Genomic DNA, 22,161 nt, shown 5'->3' on the forward strand with positions numbered 1-22,161 from the left:
TACTAATTTAGAATCAGATTGTCGCCTTTTGAATGTAAGGAAAGCAGACCAAGTTCGTAAAGGCAACCGCATCGTTGCATAGCTCTTGCAAGAGGGTTTTCACCCGGCATTGAGCCTCCTCTACACTCGACAACAATCGATGCTTCAAGCCCCGTCGAATCTCCTGGAAGACTCGCTCGACCGGGTTCAACTCCGGGCAGTAGGCCGGTAGCCGACAAAATCGCAGCTTTGTGCCCGCAAAGGCCCCGGCCACATGGGCCTTAGCCCCATCAGCCACAAACAGACAGGGCGTTTGTAGATACGAGTCAATCTGAGCCACAAACCAACTGAACCACTCCCCCGTTAAGGCCGGTAAGAAGGCCGCGTACACCTGGTTGCCAAAGGGACACAAGGCCAGATATAAATAGGTAAACTCGTAACCAATGCGGATGGGTGAGTGGGGGCGATGCCCGGCAGGTGACCACTTACGTCCTAACTCGGTGCGAGTGCCGGTGCGTAGCTCATGGTGGTAGAGCAGTTGGCTGGGGCCGATTTGAGCACACTCGTCAACCATTTTTTTTAAAGGCTTCCAGCGCTCCCGGTGCTTGTTGATAGTGGACAGGGCGACCTGTCTTGGGTTTGATACCCAGTCGCTTGCATAAATCGCAGAGGCCCCCAAGGGTATATTGTACGCCATGAGAGCCCGCCAGATAGGCCTGAATGTCGGCCAGTGTCTGGGCTTGGTCATCGAGCAGGAATTGGCGCAATTGACTAATCTGGACAAAGGAGAGCTTGCCTATGTAGGCGGCTTTGGGTGGGGGTATGAGGGCCGATAAACCGCCTTGCTGGTAAGTACGCCACAAACGTTGTGCTTGCCTTAAAGAGAGATTGAGCAGGGTGGCGGCTTGTTGCTGGGTGCTAGCTTTCTGTTCTTTGAGCAGGCGAATGAAGCGGATATGATCGCGATGAGTGGCATTGGTTTGCTGCTTTTCAAGCTGTTGCAACTCTGCCAGTGATTCGGTTATTTTCGTGTTATAATCCATCCCAAAAAATACGACATAAAGATTCTAATTTAGTATTAGTCATTGAAGTTAAATAATCTTGTAGAGAGCCAAAACCTATTAATAAGCGGTTTTTATTGATCTTTTCTATATTAATTTTTTCTTTGGGAACAGCTTCGCGGATTCACATTTGCAGTGCATAAAGCTCCTTCTGAGCGAATTCAGCCGGGCTTAGATAACCCAAAGTTTTACGGGGCCGTTAGTTAAGTTGATCTTGTATTCAAGATACTTCCGTGGGACGAACAATATTAATGGGACAGGCTTTAGGAATGTACTGACTAATTAGCCCATTCATGTTCTCGTTGAGCCCACGTTCCCAACTATGATAGGGGTGGGCAAAAAATGTGGCTGCTTGAAGTTCGCTAGCTATCAACTCATGACGCGCCAACTCCAAGCCGCATGGGCGGCCCCGCATTATCAAAGGTGACGGTCTTGACGGGCAAACCGCTTCGGCGCAAGGCTTTTATAGCGGCCTTAGCCAGGGCAAGGGCATTTTTCGAGTTTAATTTGACAATCAGTACGTACGTGGTAAGCCGCTCGACTAGAGTTAACAGCGCACCCTGATGGCCCTTGCCAATGACTGTATCTGCTTCCCAGTGACCTACTTCCGTGTTTGAATTTACAATCGGCGGGCGGAGGTCAATACTGACCCGGTTAGGAATAAGTTGCCGCTTGGCGGGCGTACCTCGTTTCTTGTAATGCTTACGATGGCGGATACCAAGTACTGAGTAAGTGTCTCATGGCCAGCAGGTTGTTGATTAGGTTTCCCTTGGTGTTGCTAGAGGTAGCGGTAGATAGTCTCGTGGTGCAGCACCTTTTGTATAGCCATCCGTTGTAGCTCACCGCAAATCTGTTCCGGTGAAAGACGGTCTATGAGTCGGGTTAGTACGGTAGTCAGCAATGAGCATTGGAGTTTATAGGGTAAGCGTTTTTTTGCAGTGGCTGATTGTTGCTGGGCCTGTTGAGCCTCGTAGGTTTGTTTGGAATGCTGCTGGTTATGTTTGGCCAACTCGCGCCAGATCGTTGATTGACTGACCCCGACCTGTTGGGCGATGTCTTGCTGGTTTTTATGTTGGTGATTAAGGGTCTGAATGAGGTATCTTTGCTGGAGAGTCAGCCGTTTGTAGTTTACCATAGTTTTGGATGGGACCGGCCGCCGGAGCGGTGAGAATCCCAAAGCTACGGGAGAATCTATTGAGCGGCTGACTTTTGTTGGTCCAGTAGGCTTGGGCCAGCTACCGAAAGATACAAAAAGGGTGAAAAAGTGATATGCATTCCAAATGTGAATTCAAGAGGTATTTGAAAACCTTCAACTTAACACCAAGCGAGTCGGGTATTAACTAGCTTAATTTATTCGTGCTAGCATTCGTTACTAACTGATCGACTACCGCCTTAATCACTTCGTCAAGACCTGTAATTAATCCTTCCAGTCGCTGGTTAGCTTGGTAAGTTTCTGCGTTTTTATCGATATCAACCAATACATCAGCTAGAGACTTAATATTAAGTGTTGCCACGGAAGGATGTAGCCGATGTGCGATTTGGCTAACTTTTTTAAAGTCGTTTGCTTCATAAGCCGTTTTCATTTCTTTAATGCCTGCTGGCACCAGATCAATAAACATGCTGACCATTTCCCAAACAAATTCCTCATCGCCCTGAGCAATTGATCGAAGTCCAGAAAGATCAAATAGGCCATCCCGGATTTCTGTTTCACTAGTAGTGCTATGATAAACACTATCTTTCCCTAACCATTTTGCCACTACGGCAAGTAGAATTGACTCATCAAAAGGTTTAGACAAATAATCATTCATGCCTGCCCTGATAAACTTTTCCCGGTCGCCAGAAACAGCTAAGGCGGTTAAGGCAATAATTGGCAATTGGGCTTTTATTTTTTCTCGAATCTGTTTGGTGGCTTCCAGGCCATCCATAATCGGCATGTGAACATCCATCAGAACCAGATTATACGGTTGCGCTTTTAGTTTTTCAAGAGCTTCCAAACCATTCCGAGCCTCATCGATCAGCGCTCCATAATTCTTTAGGATGGTAGAAGCGAGTAACCGATTCATTTCATTATCATCTACCACCAAAATCTTACTCCCTGAAAGGAAATCCGTATTAATCTGTTCGGGCTGTTTTTGTGGTAAATGGCTGGATTCTCCTTTGTTGAAGGGTATGCTGAAAGATACAGTGGTTCCTACCTGTTTCTGACTTTTTACCTCAATCTTGCCACCCATTAAGTCAACCAGATTTTTGCAGATGCTCATCCCCAGCCCTGTGCCGCCAAATCGACGGGAGATGGATGTATCCTCTTGGCTGAACGTTTGAAAAATTGTTCGGACAAACTCATCATCCATGCCTATTCCCGTATCCTGTACGGTTGCCTGAATCGTTTGCTGGGTGGCATCCTCCTCCACAACCTGACATCGAATGTCAACCCTCCCCTTATCGGTAAACTTGATAGCATTCGAAATTAAGTTAAGTAATATTTGCGTTAGCCGGTGCGGATCACCTATTAAAACAGGCGCTATTTGGGTATCGAGTAATGAATTGGTGAATAACAAACCCTTTTCTTCGGCCCGATGGCTCATGATTTGGAGTACTTTCTTTATTAGTTGGTGAGGTTCGAAGCCAATCTGTTCTATGGTAAGTTTTCCCGCTTCAATTTTGGATAGATCCAGGATGTCATTAATAATGACCAACAAGTTGTCGGAAGCGGCCTGGATGGTATTCAGATAGAATTGTTGTTGCTCAGTTAACGAGGTTTTTTTAAGTTGATTACTCATACCCATAATGGCGTTCATGGGTGTTCTGATTTCATGGCTCATGTTAGCCAGAAATAATTCTTTCGAACGGGTCGATTCCTCAGCGGCCTCTTTGGCCACTTTGAGTGCAATTTCTAGCTCTTTCTGATGGGTAATATTAATGTGGGTGCCAATAATTTTTAGAGGGGTTCCAGCCGTATCCTGCTCAGTAACTACCCCCCGATCAAGCACCCAGCTGATCGATCCATCTTTATGGATCATTCGGTACTCAAGCGAATGGTGGGTTTGTAAACCAGCCCGATACAGGTTGTCATTCTCTTCGAGCGTAGAGCGGTCGGCCGAATGAACCTGACGCCACCATAAACCGGCCAGATCCGTTGTCTCATCAATTGGAAAGCCCAGTACCTTACTCGATGGATTAGAAAAATAGGTTTTCTGAGAGCGAAAATCATGTTCCCAATAATTATCGCCAACGTTAGTCAGCGCCATCCGCAACTTTTCTTCGTACTCTTTCAATTGACGCTGCACACTTTTCTCCTGGGAAATATCTTCCACGATAAAAAAATATTGTGTAATGGCCTGCTGTTTATCGATAATGGGCTGGCCACTGATGCGCGCCCAAAACCAGCTTTTATCCTGCCTGTAATAGATTCCCTCAAGTGTAAAACTTTGTCCTTTATTAAACGCTTTTTCAATGGTAACCCGGCTGGTGACATCCGTGTACTGGCCTTGGCAGATGTCAAAGAGGACCTTTCCTGAAACTTGGTTGAAATTGTATTGAGTAAGCTTTTGAAAGCCCTCATTTACCCAAAAAATTTTACCACTGAGGTCGACGAAAATAACGCCATTGTTGTTGGCGCTGGCTACCAGAGATAATTTTTCGAGTTCAGATTCATATTTTTTGCGTTCGGATATGTCCCGAATGAATGAACAGAAGAACTCATTTTCTCCCTGTTTTAAAGGAATAATGTATAACTCAATTGGAAAGGTTTTTTTTGCTCGGTTAAGTGCCGGCAATTCCAGTGTTTTCCCCAATACCCGTCCTTCCCTGGTTTGTGTATACGATCGCAATCCTTGTATATGACTACCCTGGTGCACTGCTGGGATTATCAAATCCGATAATTTCTGACCGAGTGCTTCCTGGCTGGTCCACCCAAATATTTCTTCGGCTTGCGGGTTCCAGAACGTGATTATTCCTTCTATATCTATAGTAATTATGGCATCGAGTGCCCCATTCATAATCAGCCGGTTTTTTAACTCGCTTTGCTCCAATGCATCCCGGCTCTTTTTCTGTTGGGTAATATCAGTATAGCTCCAAAGATGACCCTTGTAATTATGGTCGATGAATAAGGGAATGTAATCTCTCTGGTATACACTCCCATTCGCCAGTTCCAGAATCTCTCCCTTAATCAGCTTTTTCTCCGACAGAATTGTATCAATGCGACGAACAAACTGTTCTGGTTCGTTAAATAAGTCTTTTGACGCTTCGGCGGCATGCGTACAGTCAACACCCTGCAAGGCTTCCGGTGAAACGGGAAGACTGAATAATTCGCAGAAAACTTGATTGGTAAAGACAACGGCTCGATTTTCATCTTCCAGTAGTATTCCATTCTCCATGTTTGTAATCAGCGATGTAAAGACTTTTTCGGCATTTTTTCGCTGGTTAATTTGCTGATGAAGGAAGCGAGCGATCGATAATAAATCGTTAGATTCGGTTTGTAGGTTTACCCCACTGATTGCGTTTACCGCTTCTTCAAGCTTTTGAACGGAGAGTTTTTTGATTTCAAGTTCCTGTTTTAATGTAGTGTGTAATGCACTATATTCTTTTTCGCTAATGGAAAAGGCTTGCTCGGTCAGTTCCCGATCCCGTTCAAAAGCGAGATAGGATCGGTCCACTGCTTCCAGAAATTCGATCATTTCAGGCACTTGATCAAATTCGCTGGTTAAATAGCGGGAAATTTGACGGGTGAGTAACTTAGAATAAGCCATATAAATGAGACTAGAAACTAATAGGTTCGCGAAATTGAATATTCAGAAAAGCGTAGTCAACCGTTAGTAAAAACTCCTTTACCTAAGTACAGTGTTAGGTATTACATGCTGAAAATTCTCTATCGTTTTTTTTATGAGCTTTTCGAAGGCCTTCTTACTTCAGTTGGCTTTCAATGGTATTTAATAGATTTTGAAGCGTAAACGGCTTTGTTAGATAATCGTCAGCACCTAACTCCATACCCCGACGCAAATCAGTCGGATCTGATTTGGCCGTTAAAAATATAAAAGGAACTTTCGATATCAGGCGATTTGAGCGGACCACTTCGAGTACCTGATAGCCGCTCACTTCGGGCATCATTATATCACAAAGAATCAAATCTGGGGAATGAACTAAAGCCTGGCTGATTCCCTCCCGACCGTTGGTCGCCGTTTCCACCTGGAAGCCCTGCAACGTCAGCAGTTCTGCCACATTCTCACGCATCTGAACGTCATCTTCAATTAGTAAAATTTGCGTAGCCATGAATGCATTGCGTTTTTGAATAGTTTGTCAACGACTTCAGCGTCAACTAGTAGCTTATCAATACTGGGTTAGCTGACTTAACAGGTAAAGAAACGGTACAAAAGGTCCCCTTTTTCTCTTCACTCTGAATGTCGAAATGTCCACCATGTAACTCAACGAATTGTCGGACAATGAATAAGCCTAGTCCTGTGCCTGGGATACCGTTAGTATTGCTAGCCCGAAAAAATGCCTGAAATAGGGCTGAGAGTTCTTGGCTTGGTATGCCAATTCCTTTGTCGATCACCTCGAAGACAAGGCTTTGCTCCCTAAAAATTATACGTAAGACAGGATTGCTTTTCGAAAATTTAAAAGCGTTCGACAATAAATTAACCAGCACATGACTAATTAATTTATCGTCCAAATAAACGTTTTGAGGCATGCCTTCTATAATAAATTCGACTTCACGGTGATCATTTCGATGGCTAAAATGAGTGTTAATTACCTCTTCACAAATCAGTACGGCATCTACCAGTTTAGGAGAGAAATTTACTTTTCGGGATTCGATTCTACCTATTGTCAATATGTCGGTAAGCAGCGTATTGAATTGATCAATCTCTTTTTCAATGATAGTCAGGTGCTTTTGAATCGATACGTACGCATTGGATATGGGCTTGTCAAGGTAAAGTTTGATTAAATCAACACTCGACTGCATAGTAGCTAAAGGTGTTCGGAACTCATGAGAAGCAGTCGCCACGAACTGTGACTTGAGTTGATTTAGTTCCTGTTCCTGTTGTAAGGATTGTTGCAAAATCAGTTCTGTCTCTTTCTGGCTCGTGATGTCATTGGAAAGCCCAATCTGGCGTATGGTTTTTCCTGTTTCGTCGCGAATACTAAAGGTGCGGATCGATACCCAGAACAATGAATGATCTGGCCTGACACCCCGAAATTGAATGTTTACCTCTTCACCTAACCTATATTGGCTATTGGCTTTTGCAACAACAGGTTTGTCTTCCTCATAAATCGATTCGATAAACGAAAGCGGATTGTCGTATAGGCTCTGGCAGCTCCGGTGCCATATGCGCTCGTAAGCCGGGTTCACATAAAGTAGTCGAAAGGGATCGGTTGCATGAATCCAGAAGACTTCATCTACATTGTCGGCGATTTCTCTAAACCGTTGCTCACTTTCCTGCACCGCAGCTTTGGTAAGCTCTCTTTCGGTTACGTCCCAGGCAACACCAATGGCTCGTGTGGGCCGCCCCTGTTCATACCGAGTTATCAAACCATTCGACTCAATGTAGCGAATACTTCCATCTGGCCGGAAAATTCGGGTTACGTTTGAAATCTTATTTTCTTGCACCCCTAAATGAGAGCGCTTCAGAAAATTGGGCAGATCGTCGGGATGAATAATGGTTAGAAACTTCTCAAAACTCCAATCGGGCTGACGATATTCCTCGCCAAAAATCTGCCATAAATGATCATCCCAACATAAAGCCCCTGTTACTAAATCATTCTCCCAGAGGCCCTGACCAGCCGCCTGGGTAGCTACTTGTAGGCGCTGATTCAGGCTCCGTAGCTGCATGTCCGTTTCCTGCCGTTCCGTGATGTCACGTGCCGAGCCGTACACGGCCTGATTAATGCCAACCGCATTCCATTCAATGATCCGATACGAACCATCTTTTCTTCGCATTCGGTTGATCTGATTGCGAACAGGTCGGTCCAGAATGTTCACTAGCAGATTCTTATAAACAAACTTCTGCTCATCCGCGTGGATTAACTGTAAAAAAGGGATACTCATCAATTCGGTTGCCGAATAACCGAGTGTAGCCTGAAAAGCCCGATTGACGGCCGATATATTCCCCTTACTATCAGCAATGCAATGCATGTCCAACGCGCCTTCAAAAAAACTATTCAGCGCCTGGTTCTTTTGCTGAAGTTTATCCTGCACTTTTTTCAAGGCCGATATATCTGTAGAAATGCCCATATAGCCTATAACTGTGCCGCCATCATCCTGTAATGCACTAGCAGCCAACAAGACTGGGACTCGGTCACCTGATTTGGTAATGGTTATACATTCGCAGTAGAAATAACCTTGGGAAGCTAAAGCTTCTGTGAAAATAGTGATTGGACGATTTCCCTGTTGAACTGGTCTATAGGCAACAACAGGCACCGAATTATCGGCTTGCCCTACTTCCAGGTAGGTCTGCCATCCAATCAACTCGTCAGGTCGATAGCCTAACAAATGCTCACAAGCCTGGTTAGCCGTCTCAATCACTCCATTAACGTCAGTTGATACAATCGCCTGACCGGCATGCTTAAGAATTGCTTGGTGCAAAGTGGATAATCGTCTGATCTCTCGCGTTCGCTCTTCCACCCGCCATTCCAGCTGTTCTGTATACAGTTTTAGTTGTTTATCTAATTGTTGCTGATATAAAACTATGGCCAGTGGCCTGGCTATTTCCTGAGCGATTTGGAGATACTCTTCAGTGAAAAAATGGGGAATGGCTGACATTAACGTGAAAGCTCCAATACATTTTTTTTTGCTATATAAGGGAATGGTAACTTGCGAGCGAAAGCCGTTTAGATTAGTCAGCAAATGGGGAGGTATACCTGTAGAGTCTAACTGTACATCAGGATAATAGATGAATTTTGCAGGCACTTCGTTTTGTGGAAACCGATCATCAAAATAACGTGCGGGGACTGTAATAGCGGGGGCAATATCTAACTCTCCATCAACAACCCGGCATTTAGCTTCTGCTAGGCCTGAATCTCTATTAATGTAAAATACCGAAATTCGGTTACAGGGCACCAGGCGATACATATGTTTCATAGCAATCGACAGCGGAGGCTGTTTAGCCATTCGGGACTTGAGTAAAGCCTGATCAACGGCATGGAGGCCCTCTAGACGATGATTTGCGCGTTGTAAAGCTGCTTCCTGTTGCAAGCGTAACAGCACGTTAGCGATTAACGTACTAAATGTTCCTAACAACAAAACGTCATTTTGATCCCAGACAGGCGGCTTACTAATCGTATAAAATCCGATAAACCCCTGTGTTTTCCGATCCTGAATTAGTGGGATGGCGATCATTGATCGCACCGAGATAAAGTCAAAAAAAGTTTTCTCCTGGGCTTGTTCTGTTGTAAGCTCATCGATCTGTAAGCGAATCATCTCTCCCTTCTCCAGCTTCGGTCGCATCCAGTCAAAACATTCGCGTGGTCTAGTCTGTATTTTGTCCTTTCTGGATTGATGCCCTGGAGCACACCATTCATGTACACAACGCCCTTCCTGATAGTCGTCGCTGTACATAAATACCGATGCACGTTCGGCATCTACATATTCACTTATTATCTCCAGGGCTTCAACAATGTAATTATTTGCTTCGTCAGATTTAAGTGTTACAAATCGATTTGCCACGGTTGAAATAAGCGATTCCATGTACAGTCGTCGTTGCAGATCGTATTCTGATTGCTTTTGTTTGCTAACGTCCTGAATTGTCACTATGGCCTGATCTTCCATCCGGGTTATCGTAATTTCATGCCATATATTTTCGCTATTTCGTTGATATCGCTTAAGTATCCGCTGCGTTTCGCCTGTATGAATGGTTTGCACTAGCGGTAAAAAAAAAATCATTCTGCTGGGTCGCAGGTTTAACAATCTGGCCAATAAGCTCTTCCTGGGTTTGCTGAACAATTTGGGCAAATGCTTTATTAACCAGTTTATAGCGAAAGTCAATGATGGTTTTTTGCTGGTTCCAGATAGGCTCTAAAAAAGCGACCCCTTGTGGAGAAGTATTAAACCAATGCTCTACATATTTCTCCATTAGTCAATCGTATATATGCTTTTCATGCCAATATTTCCTTGTATGCATAGCTACTCATTGCTGTTTTGCCAGCATTAACAAGCCGTATTTAGCTTTTAAATTAAGATAAATCGTAGGAACGCAAAGGCCAATCTTTATCTAGCTAACCAGTCTTTAAAGGAACGGTATCGCGCTTTCGGTAAAATTACTTCCTGGGGATTTCCACCTACGTCAATCATTAGACAGTGCTTGCCTTTATCCCAATAAGCGTATTTCTGTATACTTTTCCGATGCAATATGACATGTCGGTTTACCCGAAAAAAATGATCTGGATTAAGCTTAGCAATCAGCGTATCCAGGCTCATACCGATCTGAAAATTACCGAGAGGATGGTAAACAAAATACCCTCTTTTATGCGTGCCGAAATAAATACATTCTTCTGTACGAAGGACCATACAACCTTTACTGTCTCTACCACGGATCGATTTTAAATAGGTGTTTGACAAGTTAGAATTAACCTGCTGTTCCTGGCTTCTTTTCAATCGGCTCTCAATGGCGTTTAATAAATCACGTAATAGGAAAGGCTTCGTCACGTAATCATCAGCGCCTAGTTCCATACCTTCTCGCAAATGCACCATATCTGCTTTAGCTGTTAAAAAAATAAATGGAATATGAGCAGTTTCTGGATTTTCACGAATATTTTCCAGAACCTGATAACCATTCATATTTCCCATCATTATGTCGCACAAAATCAGATTGGGAAGCCATTGTTTGGCTTGAATCAGGCCAGTTACGCCATCTTCAGCCGTTCGCACATCATACCCATTCAAGATCAATTGTTCAGCTACGTTTTCCCGAATTTGCGCTACGTCTTCAATAAGTAGTATTTTCTTCAACATGTGTGAATAAGACCTAATAACTCAATGCACTCAGCAATAAAATGCTGCTGAGTGCTTATCATCAATTAAACAGATTGTTGAGTATGAGGACCTAAAGTTGACTATATACTAGTATGATTGAAGCATATAGCACATGGTGAAAAGAAAAGATTTTGGCGAACTAATACCTAATAGACAATCCCCTGGATTGACTTAGTGACGCCTAGTTTCTATGTAAGACTAGGATAAAGAGACAAATTTATCTATACAATTCATTATTGAAAAATAATAAGTAATAATATAAATAAATTCATTGCCCTTGTTGTTCGTTAATTTAATTATTAGAACATTTTGTATATACAGAACCTAATGGTCAGATTACTTATCTAAAAGCGTTTATAAAAGCAGTAGACAAATAAGTTACATGCTAATCATTAAATCAAGGATACATTGATTGAACAGTAGCAATGTCTGTCGCTGACAGAGACTGACGCTGCCCTATAAACGTTGATCCGTCTTTCTTCGTAATAGTGGGCAAACCGTTTCTTGAAAAGTCAAAGGAGCCGTATAGCATAATCGAGCCAAAATCCAATCCTCCGGCATAGTTAAACCCGTCCATACCTCTCTGCTCATAAGTTTGGAAGTCCGTTTCGTATCCATTAGTAATGTTTCCTGCATTGATTGTAATATAGTTGTCACGATCGGTACGAGTATGTTCATGCCATAGACCAACAGTGTGCCCAATTTCGTGAATCGTATTGCCAGTAGAACAAATGTTCGCTAAGTTTATGTATTGCAGACCTCCAGCATAACCAATGTTGGAGGAGCAACCTGGCCCAAGGCGGAACAGCACATAACCGCGTTGAGTCGTACGGAGCATGAACCGGATAGATGTATTAGCCTCCCAGTGTGCAATGGCATTATATACCCGAGCCTTATTTGGGAGTTCGGGATCGATGGTATAATAAACTGTTTTATTGGGCCAGCGGGAGTATAACTTCTTGCGTCCAGTTCCTTTTATTGCTTGGGTGTGAAAGTCCATTGAATCATTGATACTATCTGGACTTACTAATATATCACTTTGAAAAACTGCCTGTCCATTAATAAGGGAATACGTAATTTTCTCACCGTTCAACATGCCTGTCTTGAGTGGCCCCTGCTGGAGTGGGAATGCTTCTTCTGGCCGTGTTACCTTTACAACTGGCGTTATTTCCAATATTTTTTCCGTTGTATTTTGGGTGCAACTAAGTAAACTACAGGTAAAGGCAAACAGTAGTGGGGAGATCGCAATAGTCTTCATAGGTAGGTAAGAGAAAGTCCATGAAATAGGTCTACGTCAAAAAGTCTAACAAAAAGTTGTGCTGTTTGACATGGGCTAACCTAAGATACACTGCCTTAAATGCCTACTGCTGTTAACTGATCTATGCGTGAACTGACCATTTTACCCGACGAAGTGACCTAAAATTATTTATCTGCAATGTTGGCTTTTAGATAATGAGATAAGATCTTGTTCTTGAAAGTTTCTAGAATTAAGTTACGAGACAGTTCAACTCTTCCAATCAGTAGCTAATTTTAGAGTTTTTGAGCTTCTAAAACGATCCTCCCCACGACTGCCAAAGCCCATAGCATTCTACTTTTTTGGATGACCGCCCGGCGGTCGGCCCAGTACTTTAAAAAAAAGCTGCTACAAAACCAGTTCTCCTTGTAAAATTAATGATGCTTAAATTAAGATTACGTCCTCAATGGCTACTCTATTTGTCCTTACCCCGTTTGGTGAGCCAGTTTTGACTGGAATTTAAGCCGCCTGCCGATATTCAACCGGCGTCATAAACTTCATGGCCTGATAAGGACGATAAGGACGTTCGGTATTATACTTGACTAGCCACTCATTGACCACACACCGTACTTGTCGGATACACGTGAAAACGTAATCATTTAAAACCTCCCGCCGGAAAGTCCCGCACGGGCGGCCCCGCATTGAAGCGCTCAATATATGCGTTTTGCGTGGGCTTACCCGACGGTCGGCCGCTCATATCTTTGTTTTGAGTTTATTCTGTCAGAAAAAGTGCAATTTTTGAGTAAGACCTGACACGGGTTGTCAGTACCTCGGGTCGGCCGCTGAGACACCTGCGGTGATCTTGAACAGGCTGGTTGTGCTGGCTCCCTTGTCGCTTTTCCCAAAGCTCCGACAGTACCCATAGACGCGGTTTAAAACCGTAATCTGCAATCGATGTGCCAGAGTCAGGAAAGTAGTCAGGTACATGTTTTACTTTTATCTCTTTTGTTATGACTTCTTTTCTGCGCTATTGTGTTGGACTTGACCGCACCGGCGGCCCGGATCAGCAAAGACTCGCTTCAAGTCTGCCTTTCAGTGATCGACTCAACGGGTCGAGTGACGGTGAAAGCTACTACCAAAGTCGCTAACAAGCCCGCAGGCTTCTCGGCATTGATGAACTGGGTGGCTCGCCACCGTAAGCTAGAGTTGCCCCTAACTTACCTGATGGAATCCACCGGCGTCTACCATGAAGCAGTGGCCTGGTACCTGCATCAACAAGATCAACCCATTAGTATCCTGCTGCCTAATAAGGCTAAATACTACCTGAAGAGCCTGGGCTATAACCGGGCCGATTTCTATGGTTCAAACAAGGGTTGGCGTATGATTTTTGTTATATTTTTTACTCCGCTTGACCACCGCATAGACCCGATGGATGAGTTTATTTCTTAGTGCGTTGATAACCAACATCTTATTCTTACCTTCTTTGACTTTTCGCTGGTAATACTCCTGTAATTCACCGGGCACTTGAAGAGCCGACATGGCTGCCATATGAAGCAAGGTTTTTAGCGATTTTCGAGCGTGATGATTCACCCGGGTCTTACCCCGTACACTACTGCCCGAGGAGTGCTCGAAGGGAGCTACGCCCGCATGGCAAGCCAGCTTTTTGGGGTCATCAATAGCGTTGAACTCATCACTGGCCAGGATTAATTCAGTGGCCACGACTTGACCAACACCAGGAATAGACGTAACCAACTCAAACCGGGCCGCCGGAGCGGAGCGCTTTCAAGGTAGGATCGTCAGTAATGAGCTGTTTAATTGCCTTTTCGCCCCCTTTTAAATCACTTAGCAGTGCTTTCAGTGAGCTACTGCAATGCTGACCTAGTTGGGTAGTCAGGACTTTGTCACCAAATCGTTTTTGCTCGGCCAAAGGCACTTTCAACTGGCTAATCATACCTTGCAGACGCTGACGAAGTCGAGTAAATTCAGTCAGCTTTTTCATGACGGCTCGAGCCGGTTTCCAAAGCCGAGTCCGGTCTTGAAAGCGATAAGCGTACTCAGCAATCCGCTGAGCATCAACACTATCTGACTTGCCTCGTTGCAGCCCGCCAGCTTGTTTAATATGGAGGGAAGCTTCTAGCCAGATCGGTAACTGAGCCTGAAACAATACGTCCAAGGCGTGTGCATTGTAAAGACCCGTGTGCTCCATGCAAACGACGCAATTTGAGCGATCAAAGTCAGGGAGTGCCTGGATCGGACCGCCGAAGCGGTTGTTTGATCACTGCTCGGATAGCCGTTGGTGAGTTTTCAGATTGGGTCTGCCAGACGATACCTTTATTAGCGTAAACAGCCCAATCCAGCGTGTTCTTCGAAACATCAATCCCAATGAAGTGGCGAATGTCCATTAGAGTACTTAATTTTAGGGTTAGACAATCAGACTACTTACTCATCACTCGCTACCTTGCTAATGGGACTGCTATCCCGAATTTCTATTCGAGGTTAAGTAAGAAAGACCGAGCGGGACCTGAATCGGCCCATAGGGCGCAAACCTGGCCGGAGACGTTAGGGAAGCCCGCTCGGTTGTCTGTCTGGCAAGCTACCCAAATCTTGGTTTCTTACCGGCCCTCAAACCTAAAGGCCGGTGCGGTCGTTGGATTTTACGTCCGACAGCTTAACGGGTGGACGTAAGTTTCGGACGTTGAATGTGGTCGACGACTACAATCGGAAAGCTTTGGGTATCGAGGTGGATTACTCGTGACCTTCACGCCGAGTCATCCGATTATTGGATCAACTAGTGGAACGATACGGTAAACCGGAGCGGATTCGGAGTGATAATGGGTGGTACGCCACTGCGACCGGAATTTATTAGTCAGGCTTTGCAAGATTGGTGCAAAGATCAGACGATTGAGTTATGTTGGATCGAACGGCTGGTACTGTCGTGAAAGTCAAGTTTTGGGGTAGGATTTTTTTATATCTTTGGACTACAAGTGGGACAACTCGGATTCGGCCACTTGATCCTGTGTAGTCCCGCCGGTCGGGACTATTTTTTTGTCCTTGCTGGCTCGGTTCGCTAAATACAAAGAGTCGTATTCGACCCCGTGACGCCACAAGGCGTAGGCCATCAAAAGCAATCGTTTCTGAACAGCCACGTAGGCTTTCATCTTGATATGAGTTCGTTCATAGACCCGCTCATAAAGGGCTTTGCAAGTGGGTTCATTGAACCGAATCGCATTAAAAGCAGGCATATGCAGGATACGACGTAGACGGCTATTGCCTTTCTTGGAGATACGCGTTTTACCCGAGTGGTTACCCGATTGGTTTTCCACGACGTCGTAGCCGGCATAACTAACCAAGTGCCGTTGGTTGGTAAAGCCCTCGAAGCCATTGGTTTCGGCCACCAGTACTGCTACTAACAACAGAGCAAGACCTTTAATGGCTACCAGTCGTTCCATACGGGGCTTTAGTATTGGATCTTGCTCAATAAGCTCTTTGATTGCCGTTTCCAAAGCAACTAGCTGTGCCTCGTAGATGGACACCAACTTGGTTAACTGTTTGTCAATGAAGCTGCTGTCAAAAGTACTATGTTCCAGGGCATGCTGCTGATTGGTGGACTGGGTTCGCAGTTCTTGCAGGCGTTGGTGTTGGCGAGTCAACAAGCGCAACGCATACAGGTTTTTAGAGAGCGGTTTCCAGATCGGCACTTGCTGTTCAAGTCCCATGCGGGACAAGCCCTGGGCGTCGATTTTATCGTTCTTGGACCGCACCGGCCTTTAGGTTTGAGGGCCGGTAAGAAACCAAGATTTGGGTAGCTTGCCAGACAGACAACCGAGCGGGCTTCCCTAACGTCTCCGGCCAGGTTTGCGCCCTATGGGCCGATTCAGGTCCCGCTCGGTCTTTCTTACTAGGACTTACGCAAAGGCAACTGAAGGATTCGCCAACTCTTGACGAAGGTAAGCATCTAATAAGCCTTGTTTGAGTTGGTAAACCGTTTTCTTAGTCTGATAAGCCAACTGTTTAAAACGTAACCAAGTCAGAGCCGCTAAGCCAATGTGATTGCGTTGACTACGAGCTAATCGACATTGACAACATTCCAGACCCGTGATCTGCTTATCTTCTCGATGAAACTGCTCAATTGTCCAACGAATACCACTTTTTTCTTCAGCGGCACTCGTCTCATTTTGAGCTAAATCGTTGGTGACGATATAGTCCGTCCGGTGGGTAGACACCAGTACGCGGAACAGTTTAAGATAGGTGTTTTGAGGCATCTTGTGTACTTTAACCAGCTTACCCTGCTGCACCTGTTGAGCTGACCAGCTCAGATAGCTGACAGGTTGATACGGTTCTTTGCCACCTGAATCATCGACCTTACGGTTGCTCTTGATAGGACAGTAAAACAGTTTTTCATTGGTAATGAGCCACTTGAAGAGGTCGGTCACAGCATACCAACTGTCCATTAAGACGATTCGATAACTGATCTGGCGGGGTGCTAGTTGGTTAAGCATGTCCAACACATGATCCAACTTGCTTTTTCCATCCTCATCGGGATTAAAAATACGGTAGTCAATGAGCCAGAACTGATTAATTTTAGGATTGAAGTAGACACAATTAACCACACCGATGCCTTTGATGATTCCATGAGCATTTCCACTGTATTGCCGACGAACCAGTTCAATTTTATGACTATGTTCTTTATTGAGCACGGTATCATCAAAGAGGATATAGCCATCGGTATCCAGTTGAATTTGGTGGCGGACATGTTGCCAGACCTGGCGAGGTGCCACTCGGCTAGCTTTGAGAAAGTACTGCACATTGTCATGGGTGATCCCTTCCAGGTGATCAGCCAAGTAGGTAGCCGTATAGTTGATCTGGCTACTCAGTAGAAACTGTCCGTAAAGTTGTGCGGTGACCTTCAAGCTATTTTTTATTTCAATTTACCACTTTTGCGTAAGTCCTAACTTAGCTCGGCGTACATCCGCTCGGGCGGCCCCGTTTTTGAGCCGCCGGTTTTCGTCCTCCAATTCTTTCAGCCGTTTGACTTCCGAAACCTGCATACCGCCATATTTAGCTCTCCAATTGTAGAAGGTAGCCTCGCTACTGCCATGTTCACGGGTGATCTGTGCGACGGTTTGTCCGCTATCCTGTTGCTTAAGAATCGCGACAATCTGCGATTCGGTGAATCGTGTTACTTTCATTTCCCTTTTCGATTACAGTGAAAGTTAAGTTTTTTGCCCTACTTTTCACTGGCTCACTTTCAAGGGTTCAGGACAGGTATCGCCATGCCTTTATTTATGGCCAACATGGCCTATTGGGGTAGCTTTTTAGCTGAATCTTTCGCCAACTTTTCGGCAGCTTCAGTGGCCAAAAGGCCCGATTGGTACTTGTCTATGCGCGCTTTTTACTTGGATCAGTGGCGTGGAGGTAGCTCTTTTGTATTAGCTACGGCTGCTTTCAGGTTAGCCTTACAATTAGTTGGCTGGTTGAAGGCAACGGCTTGTCGTCTTTATGTGGTATTCAATCTAGTCGGCTCTTTACTGAGTGTGCTACCCTCGTTTTCGGTTGGCCCATTAGCAATTGTGACGTACCTAGTATCCATCCCAGCTTTCCCCTTCATCATACCCTATCTGATGGCGCTTAATTTGTTGAACTTAGCTAATCACAATTTTAGCACGATTCAATAAACCGGGTCAAGGAACGAACTAGTGTTTCATAAGGGGGCCATTGTGAGTATATATTTAAGAGATGACAGTGCATTCCTGATTGTTAATCCGCTTACCTGTTCACAAATTAAGCAGGCCAAATAGTGAAACCAGAAAAGCTAATTGAGGGCGGGTGATGGTAGTCTTTAGCGCAGGCTAACTAAATTTAAAGATAGCCAGTATGATAATGACTAGAAAAACCACTAGTTGAACCAGGTGAAACCTAGTCAGTCTCGTTACGGCGGGTTGGACCGGTTGATATGGTCCTAAATATCCGGACACGAAACTTTTTTAACTTCGTGTACCATGAACCAATCCCAACAACCAAAACGAAAGTATACCGCCGAGTTTAACGGGGCCACCCGCGCGGGCTGATGTATTGCGGCTAGTTGCCAATGGTGAACCCATTATGGCCGTAGCCCGTAAGATGGGTATTAGCGATAGCCTGATTCACGCTTGGCGGAAGACCAATGACAAAGGGGAAAAGAAAACTGATCAAAGTCTTCAACAAGAAGTCGATAGCCTACGTAAGCAACTGCGGCAAAGCGAGATGGAGCGCGAGATTCTAAAAAAAGCTGTTGCCATTTTCAGCCGACAAACCTGACGCTAACGTACCAGTTTATTCAGTTTGAAGAAACCAATTTTCCAGTACGACTACTCTGTAAAGTACTGAATGTCAGTAAGACTGCATATTACTCATATCGTAATGGAACAACGTTCACTCCGTCAGATAGCGATCTAGCCATGACCACAGCAATCGACAAGATTTTCTGCGGGGCCGCCCGTGCGGGAAAACTCCCGATGCTATGGCAGCCGTCGCGTGCTGGAAGCTCTGAAAGAACAGGGCGTAAAGGTTGGTCGACATCGGGTACGTCGTTTGATGCAAGAGCAGGACTGGCGGGCCATTCAGCCCCGTAGTCGCTTCGGCGATCCGATTCGTACCCAAAACGACTAACTCCAGGCATGGTTTAATTGCTTGCCCCAACCGCTTACTTGAGTTTGGTAAACCTACTGCCCCTAATCAGGCTTGGGTCGGCGATATTACGTATTTGCCTTTAGTTGATGGACACTGGGCTTATTTAGCCAGTTGGATGGAGCGCACGGGCGCCCCCGTTATTTTCTCGTCGGATCGTCGGTTGGTGGGTCGACAAGCACATGAAAGAAAGCCTAGTTGTGCAGGCCTTTGACCAGGCCCTCCAGCAACGTCAACCTAAGCCGGGTTTGATCGTCCACTCGGACCGAGCCGGGCGGCCGGTGCCGTGGTCAGTATTTCGGTCATCATTTCCGAAAGCGGCTCGATAAATGGCACTGTAGGCAGAGCATGGCGGAAACCGATAATCCCTACCAAAACCGCACCGGCGGACCGGCTCATGCCGAGTCTTTTGGGGCCGCTTAAAAGCTGAGTTGCTGGAGGATGGCTGTTTTATCAGCTTAGAAGATGCCCGCAATGACAGGGCCGCCTGTGCGGTTGTTTAACTATATTGAAGGGTACTATAACGTCTGTAGGTTGCACTCATCGCTAGGCTATCGTTCACCGATTGACTTTGAAAACCAATAAGTAGTCCTTGAGAATTAGTTTGGATTAAATTGGTTAAAGTTGATGATCAGTTTTTTGCCCACGTTTGCCAGACAGCGATTGAGAGCATACCCTAAATCATCTGCGGTTGCATAATCTTCCGGCTTCAACCAGCCTCCTTTTAAGTGTCGCCACAAGGTTTCAGCGATGTTTAAGTGAGGAGAGTAAGTCGGCAAAAAAAAACAAGTATAGCCCACGGGCCTCCCATAGGGGACGCATCTGCTGAATGGATGCGGCTCGATGAACCCTGGCATTGTCTAACACTACCACCGTCAGTCTATGAATCGACAACGACAAGCTATCCAGTTGTTGACCCACAAAGGCGGCTGTAATTCGTTGATTGGTGGTGGCCCAATGCAACTTGTTTTGCCGGCTAATCAAGCCCCAACAGTTCAGTTTAAAGCCCTTCTCAACCCGAATACAGACCTCTTCGCCGGGAAATTGCCAACCATAGGGCACATAGCCCGCACTACACACCTGCGATTCGTCGCCATAGAACAACTCAATGAGCCCCTGCTGGGCAAGGCCTTCCAGTTCCGCGAGTTGCTCTTTTTTGTAAGCATACACTGCTGGGTCTGGTTGGCCTTTTACTCGTCGACGAATGCGTTTGTATCGGCCATCAAGCTTTTTAAAAAAGTCCTGAACGTACTCTCACTGACGGGCTAGCTACCAGCCGAACGACTTGTTTCCCAGTCAGCTTTGGCTAGTTGGATTCGTTGGCGATTGGCTTTGACGGCTGCTAGTACAGCATCTGTATCGGTTTGCTTGGTCAATATGGGCTTTCGACCTCGTCCGGACTTAGTCTTGAGTCCGTCTAACCCACTGGTTTTGAATCGTTTCAGCCAGCTATTGACACTGACATGGCACATGCCCACAAGCTGGCCTACATCTGTTGAAGAGCGGCCGGCCGCTTTGAGCAGAATGGCCTGGCAGCGCGCTCGAAAGCTATGGTTATCATTGGTTTTTAGTTCATATTCCAAAGCGATTCGTTGTTCCTCGCTCAGGATCGGCGTGTTTACTCATCCCATGAGGGCAAGTTAAAAAATAATGCAAACTATTTCTTATAGACTACTTATTATCAAACAGTTTCTCTATTAAACTCTCATAATTAATACTGTGAACAGTTTATAATTAGCTTTAAGCAGCCCTGCGTTGCCAAAATTGACAATTCAGGCTATCCAGCCGATTTACATCAACTGAGCCATCAGAACTAAGTTGGCTATATATCAGTCTCCACACCCGACGGTTGGTTTCCCGTCGAACCAAAGCGTTCATTGACTTAAGTAATGAAGCATCAGCCGCCAACAACAAACGAGCAACATTCACCATGCTAAGTGTCGCGTTCAAGTGGTAGTCCAGCTTCTCATCACTGCGTGCCTGACACTGGCTCAAACCCGTAAATTGTTTGGCATCCCGGAAAAACAACTCAATTTGAAAACGCAGGTGATAATAGTAAGCGATCTGGCTGGCCGATTGTTGCTCGTCGGTTGAAGCCAGTAAGACATATTTTTGATGGTGAGTATCTACTAACAATACCACGCGCAGCCTACGCTCGAAATGCTTCGAGTAGAGCAAAGCACTGTAAAGTTCGATGTGACCATGAATGGGATGAGTCCCTTCAGCTTGCCAGCGGCTCAGGTTATCAAAGACAGCTTTGCCATCATAGCGACGGGTCGGGCCACGCTGACCAGGCTGGCGGCCTTTAGTCCATAAATGATACAGGGCCGCATCATGGCGCAGCCGGGTGATGAGGTGGCGACGATGACCAACAAAGAGCGTAAAGATTTCTTTTTTAGCGTAGTAGCCGTCAGCTACCCAGTGTAAAAGAGCGGGCAGCTGAGGCAGACAATCGGCGAGTTGTTCCAGATACCAGCTCAGCCGGGAGTAAGGTTTGTCATCCTGTTGGGTGATGTCAGGTGGTGTCTGGCTGGCTTCGAGGGCGAAACATTGTTTGGTCAGGGTGTTGACACAAGCTAACAAACTAACTTCCAAACCAAGTTGGGCTTTGCCCGCACAGGAGGACCAAAATTTGTCGAGTCCAAAGGTTTTGGTGCCGCTTTGGGCGATGAAAATACAATCAACGACCCCAATAAAAGGGCCTTGGGTGAAATCGATACAGGCCTTGTTAAAGGCCAGCCAATCGAAGCAAGTGGCAAAGTGTCGGCGAAAAGTAAGTTCAGTAAATCGGGAGTAGCGGGCCACGTTTTCAAACGTAGCACGTCCCTGTCTGCCTAATAAGACAGAAAAGAGTTCGGATAGAAAAGTGCGCTGATGCTTGTTCACGTTGAAAAGTTTAGCCAATATTGGCTTGAGAATCGCTTCGATGCTCATGGGTCGTAGGATATGAAATGGGGATTTCAAGCTTACGACCCTTTTTGCATTTGACCAAATCAAGCCCTAAAACTGCTCACAGTATTAATAAATAAAGTGTCCGGCTAAACGGGACCATCCCAGGAGTAGGGGTTAAGTCGCAGAGTAGAAGGCTTTTGGTGGCAAACGGAGGGCGTCAATGCGGGCGAAATGGCGGATCTGATACATATAGATTGATCTACCAGTTTATTTGTTCGTAAGAAAAATGAGGGTTTTGTGAGAGAATACTCAACAGAGATTTTATCTTTTCTCTCGCCTGTACGCCCTAAATTTTTTTAATCATT

The 22,161-nt window shown here is 45.4% G+C and carries 25 protein-coding genes and 3 pseudogenes; 5 read left to right on the forward strand and 23 right to left on the reverse strand.

All coding sequences use genetic code 11. The features are described 5' to 3' along the window. Positions 1-13 precede the first annotated feature (13 nt). The 12 genes and pseudogenes from H3H32_RS08365 to H3H32_RS08420 all read right to left on the reverse strand — a co-directional run bounded on the left by H3H32_RS08365 (position 14) and on the right by H3H32_RS08420 (position 13,225). Complete coding sequence (locus tag H3H32_RS08365) at positions 14-553, reverse strand: transposase (protein WP_182462254.1); 540 nt, start codon at positions 551-553, stop codon at positions 14-16. After that, the gene (locus H3H32_RS08370; RefSeq protein ID WP_182462255.1) at positions 546-1,022 is read right to left on the reverse strand and encodes a helix-turn-helix domain-containing protein; all 477 of its coding nucleotides are present in this window, start codon (positions 1,020-1,022) and stop codon (positions 546-548) included. Before H3H32_RS08370 ends, H3H32_RS08365 begins: the two co-directional genes overlap by 8 nt. Before the next feature lie 392 nt (positions 1,023-1,414). After that, positions 1,415-1,756, reverse strand: coding sequence for an IS30 family transposase (locus H3H32_RS38175; protein WP_182464284.1), 342 nt, complete (start codon positions 1,754-1,756; stop codon positions 1,415-1,417). 62 nt (positions 1,757-1,818) lie between these two features. Further along, entirely contained in the window at positions 1,819-2,175 is a 357-nt protein-coding gene (locus H3H32_RS08380; protein ID WP_182462256.1) for a helix-turn-helix domain-containing protein, read from the reverse strand. Positions 2,176-2,380: 205 nt separating this feature from the next. Beyond that, positions 2,381-5,788, reverse strand: a complete 3,408-nt coding sequence (locus H3H32_RS08385) for a PAS domain S-box protein (protein WP_182462257.1) — start codon at positions 5,786-5,788, stop codon at positions 2,381-2,383. Between the two features lie 154 nt (positions 5,789-5,942). After that, positions 5,943-6,308, reverse strand: a complete 366-nt coding sequence (locus tag H3H32_RS08390; protein WP_240543711.1) for a response regulator transcription factor — start codon at positions 6,306-6,308, stop codon at positions 5,943-5,945. A gap of 46 nt (positions 6,309-6,354) precedes the next feature. Beyond that, positions 6,355-9,894, reverse strand: coding sequence for a sensor histidine kinase (locus H3H32_RS08395; protein ID WP_182462258.1), 3,540 nt, complete (start codon positions 9,892-9,894; stop codon positions 6,355-6,357). Continuing rightward, complete coding sequence (locus tag H3H32_RS08400) at positions 9,854-10,105, reverse strand: hypothetical protein (protein ID WP_182462259.1); 252 nt, start codon at positions 10,103-10,105, stop codon at positions 9,854-9,856. Before H3H32_RS08400 ends, H3H32_RS08395 begins: the two co-directional genes overlap by 41 nt. A gap of 134 nt (positions 10,106-10,239) precedes the next feature. Next, complete coding sequence (locus H3H32_RS08405) at positions 10,240-10,983, reverse strand: response regulator transcription factor (RefSeq protein ID WP_182462260.1); 744 nt, start codon at positions 10,981-10,983, stop codon at positions 10,240-10,242. 418 nt (positions 10,984-11,401) lie between these two features. After that, positions 11,402-12,262 (reverse strand): M12 family metallopeptidase, encoded by an 861-nt coding sequence (locus H3H32_RS08410; protein WP_182462261.1) that lies wholly within the window; start codon positions 12,260-12,262, stop codon positions 11,402-11,404. A gap of 552 nt (positions 12,263-12,814) precedes the next feature. Next, positions 12,815-12,977, reverse strand: a pseudogene (locus H3H32_RS38180) (integrase core domain-containing protein); the annotation flags it as partial. 83 nt (positions 12,978-13,060) lie between these two features. Further along, entirely contained in the window at positions 13,061-13,225 is a 165-nt protein-coding gene (locus H3H32_RS08420) for a hypothetical protein (RefSeq protein ID WP_182462263.1), read from the reverse strand. 135 nt (positions 13,226-13,360) lie between these two features. Between H3H32_RS08420 and H3H32_RS08425 the strand changes: the two genes are divergently transcribed. Beyond that, entirely contained in the window at positions 13,361-13,687 is a 327-nt protein-coding gene (locus H3H32_RS08425; RefSeq protein WP_240543869.1) for a hypothetical protein, read from the forward strand. On the opposite strand, the gene H3H32_RS37375 is transcribed toward H3H32_RS08425, so the two are convergent. Genes H3H32_RS37375 through H3H32_RS37385 form a run of 3 tightly spaced genes read right to left on the reverse strand, consistent with a single transcriptional unit; the run spans position 13,601 to position 14,640 of the window. Further along, on the reverse strand, positions 13,601-13,957 hold the full coding sequence (locus H3H32_RS37375; protein WP_240543712.1) for a transposase: 357 nt from the start codon (positions 13,955-13,957) through the stop codon (positions 13,601-13,603). The genes H3H32_RS08425 and H3H32_RS37375 overlap by 87 nt on opposite strands. A 34-nt stretch (positions 13,958-13,991) precedes the next feature. Beyond that, complete coding sequence (locus tag H3H32_RS37380; protein WP_240543713.1) at positions 13,992-14,444, reverse strand: IS110 family transposase; 453 nt, start codon at positions 14,442-14,444, stop codon at positions 13,992-13,994. A 28-nt stretch (positions 14,445-14,472) separates the two neighbouring features. Further along, positions 14,473-14,640, reverse strand: coding sequence for a hypothetical protein (locus H3H32_RS37385; protein ID WP_240543714.1), 168 nt, complete (start codon positions 14,638-14,640; stop codon positions 14,473-14,475). Positions 14,641-14,876: 236 nt separating this feature from the next. On the opposite strand from H3H32_RS37385, the pseudogene H3H32_RS37390 reads away from it, so the two are divergent. Continuing rightward, positions 14,877-14,990, forward strand: a pseudogene (locus H3H32_RS37390) (IS3 family transposase); the annotation flags it as partial. Positions 14,991-15,216: 226 nt separating this feature from the next. Here the strand turns inward: H3H32_RS37390 and H3H32_RS08435 are convergent. The 3 genes and pseudogenes from H3H32_RS08435 to H3H32_RS08445 all read right to left on the reverse strand — a co-directional run. Then, positions 15,217-15,999 (reverse strand): transposase, encoded by a 783-nt coding sequence (locus tag H3H32_RS08435; RefSeq protein ID WP_240543715.1) that lies wholly within the window; start codon positions 15,997-15,999, stop codon positions 15,217-15,219. Between the two features lie 144 nt (positions 16,000-16,143). After that, positions 16,144-17,148 carry an IS701 family transposase gene (locus H3H32_RS08440; RefSeq protein ID WP_182462186.1) on the reverse strand — a complete coding sequence of 335 codons (1,005 nt, stop codon included), beginning with the start codon at positions 17,146-17,148 and terminating at the stop codon, positions 16,144-16,146. 78 nt (positions 17,149-17,226) lie between these two features. Next, a pseudogene (locus H3H32_RS08445) lies at positions 17,227-17,427 on the reverse strand (transposase); the annotation flags it as partial. Between the two features lie 84 nt (positions 17,428-17,511). Here H3H32_RS08445 and H3H32_RS08450 point away from each other — a divergent pair. The 3 genes from H3H32_RS08450 to H3H32_RS08460 all read left to right on the forward strand — a co-directional run bounded on the left by H3H32_RS08450 (position 17,512) and on the right by H3H32_RS08460 (position 18,886). Beyond that, a complete protein-coding gene (locus H3H32_RS08450) occupies positions 17,512-17,913 on the forward strand; it encodes a hypothetical protein (RefSeq protein ID WP_182462265.1) in 402 nt (133 codons plus the stop codon). Between the two features lie 397 nt (positions 17,914-18,310). Continuing rightward, positions 18,311-18,535, forward strand: coding sequence for a transposase (locus H3H32_RS08455; protein WP_182462266.1), 225 nt, complete (start codon positions 18,311-18,313; stop codon positions 18,533-18,535). A gap of 180 nt (positions 18,536-18,715) precedes the next feature. Further along, complete coding sequence (locus tag H3H32_RS08460; protein ID WP_182462267.1) at positions 18,716-18,886, forward strand: IS3 family transposase; 171 nt, start codon at positions 18,716-18,718, stop codon at positions 18,884-18,886. Between the two features lie 255 nt (positions 18,887-19,141). On the opposite strand, the gene H3H32_RS08465 is transcribed toward H3H32_RS08460, so the two are convergent. The 5 genes from H3H32_RS08465 to H3H32_RS08480 form a co-directional block, all read right to left on the reverse strand. Beyond that, on the reverse strand, positions 19,142-19,303 hold the full coding sequence (locus tag H3H32_RS08465; RefSeq protein WP_182462268.1) for a hypothetical protein: 162 nt from the start codon (positions 19,301-19,303) through the stop codon (positions 19,142-19,144). Positions 19,304-19,503: 200 nt separating this feature from the next. Next, positions 19,504-19,644 carry a hypothetical protein gene (locus tag H3H32_RS37105; RefSeq protein ID WP_220472587.1) on the reverse strand — a complete coding sequence of 47 codons (141 nt, stop codon included), beginning with the start codon at positions 19,642-19,644 and terminating at the stop codon, positions 19,504-19,506. 4 nt (positions 19,645-19,648) lie between these two features. After that, complete coding sequence (locus H3H32_RS37110; RefSeq protein WP_220472619.1) at positions 19,649-20,074, reverse strand: transposase; 426 nt, start codon at positions 20,072-20,074, stop codon at positions 19,649-19,651. A 95-nt stretch (positions 20,075-20,169) separates the two neighbouring features. After that, the gene (locus H3H32_RS08475; RefSeq protein ID WP_182462269.1) at positions 20,170-20,487 is read right to left on the reverse strand and encodes a helix-turn-helix domain-containing protein; all 318 of its coding nucleotides are present in this window, start codon (positions 20,485-20,487) and stop codon (positions 20,170-20,172) included. Positions 20,488-20,644: 157 nt separating this feature from the next. Beyond that, positions 20,645-21,838 carry a transposase gene (locus H3H32_RS08480; protein WP_182462270.1) on the reverse strand — a complete coding sequence of 398 codons (1,194 nt, stop codon included), beginning with the start codon at positions 21,836-21,838 and terminating at the stop codon, positions 20,645-20,647. Positions 21,839-22,161: the final 323 nt, after the last annotated feature.

Origin of the sequence: Spirosoma foliorum, from assembly GCF_014117325.1 — a bacterium.
Lineage (GTDB): Bacteria > Bacteroidota > Bacteroidia > Cytophagales > Spirosomataceae > Spirosoma > Spirosoma foliorum.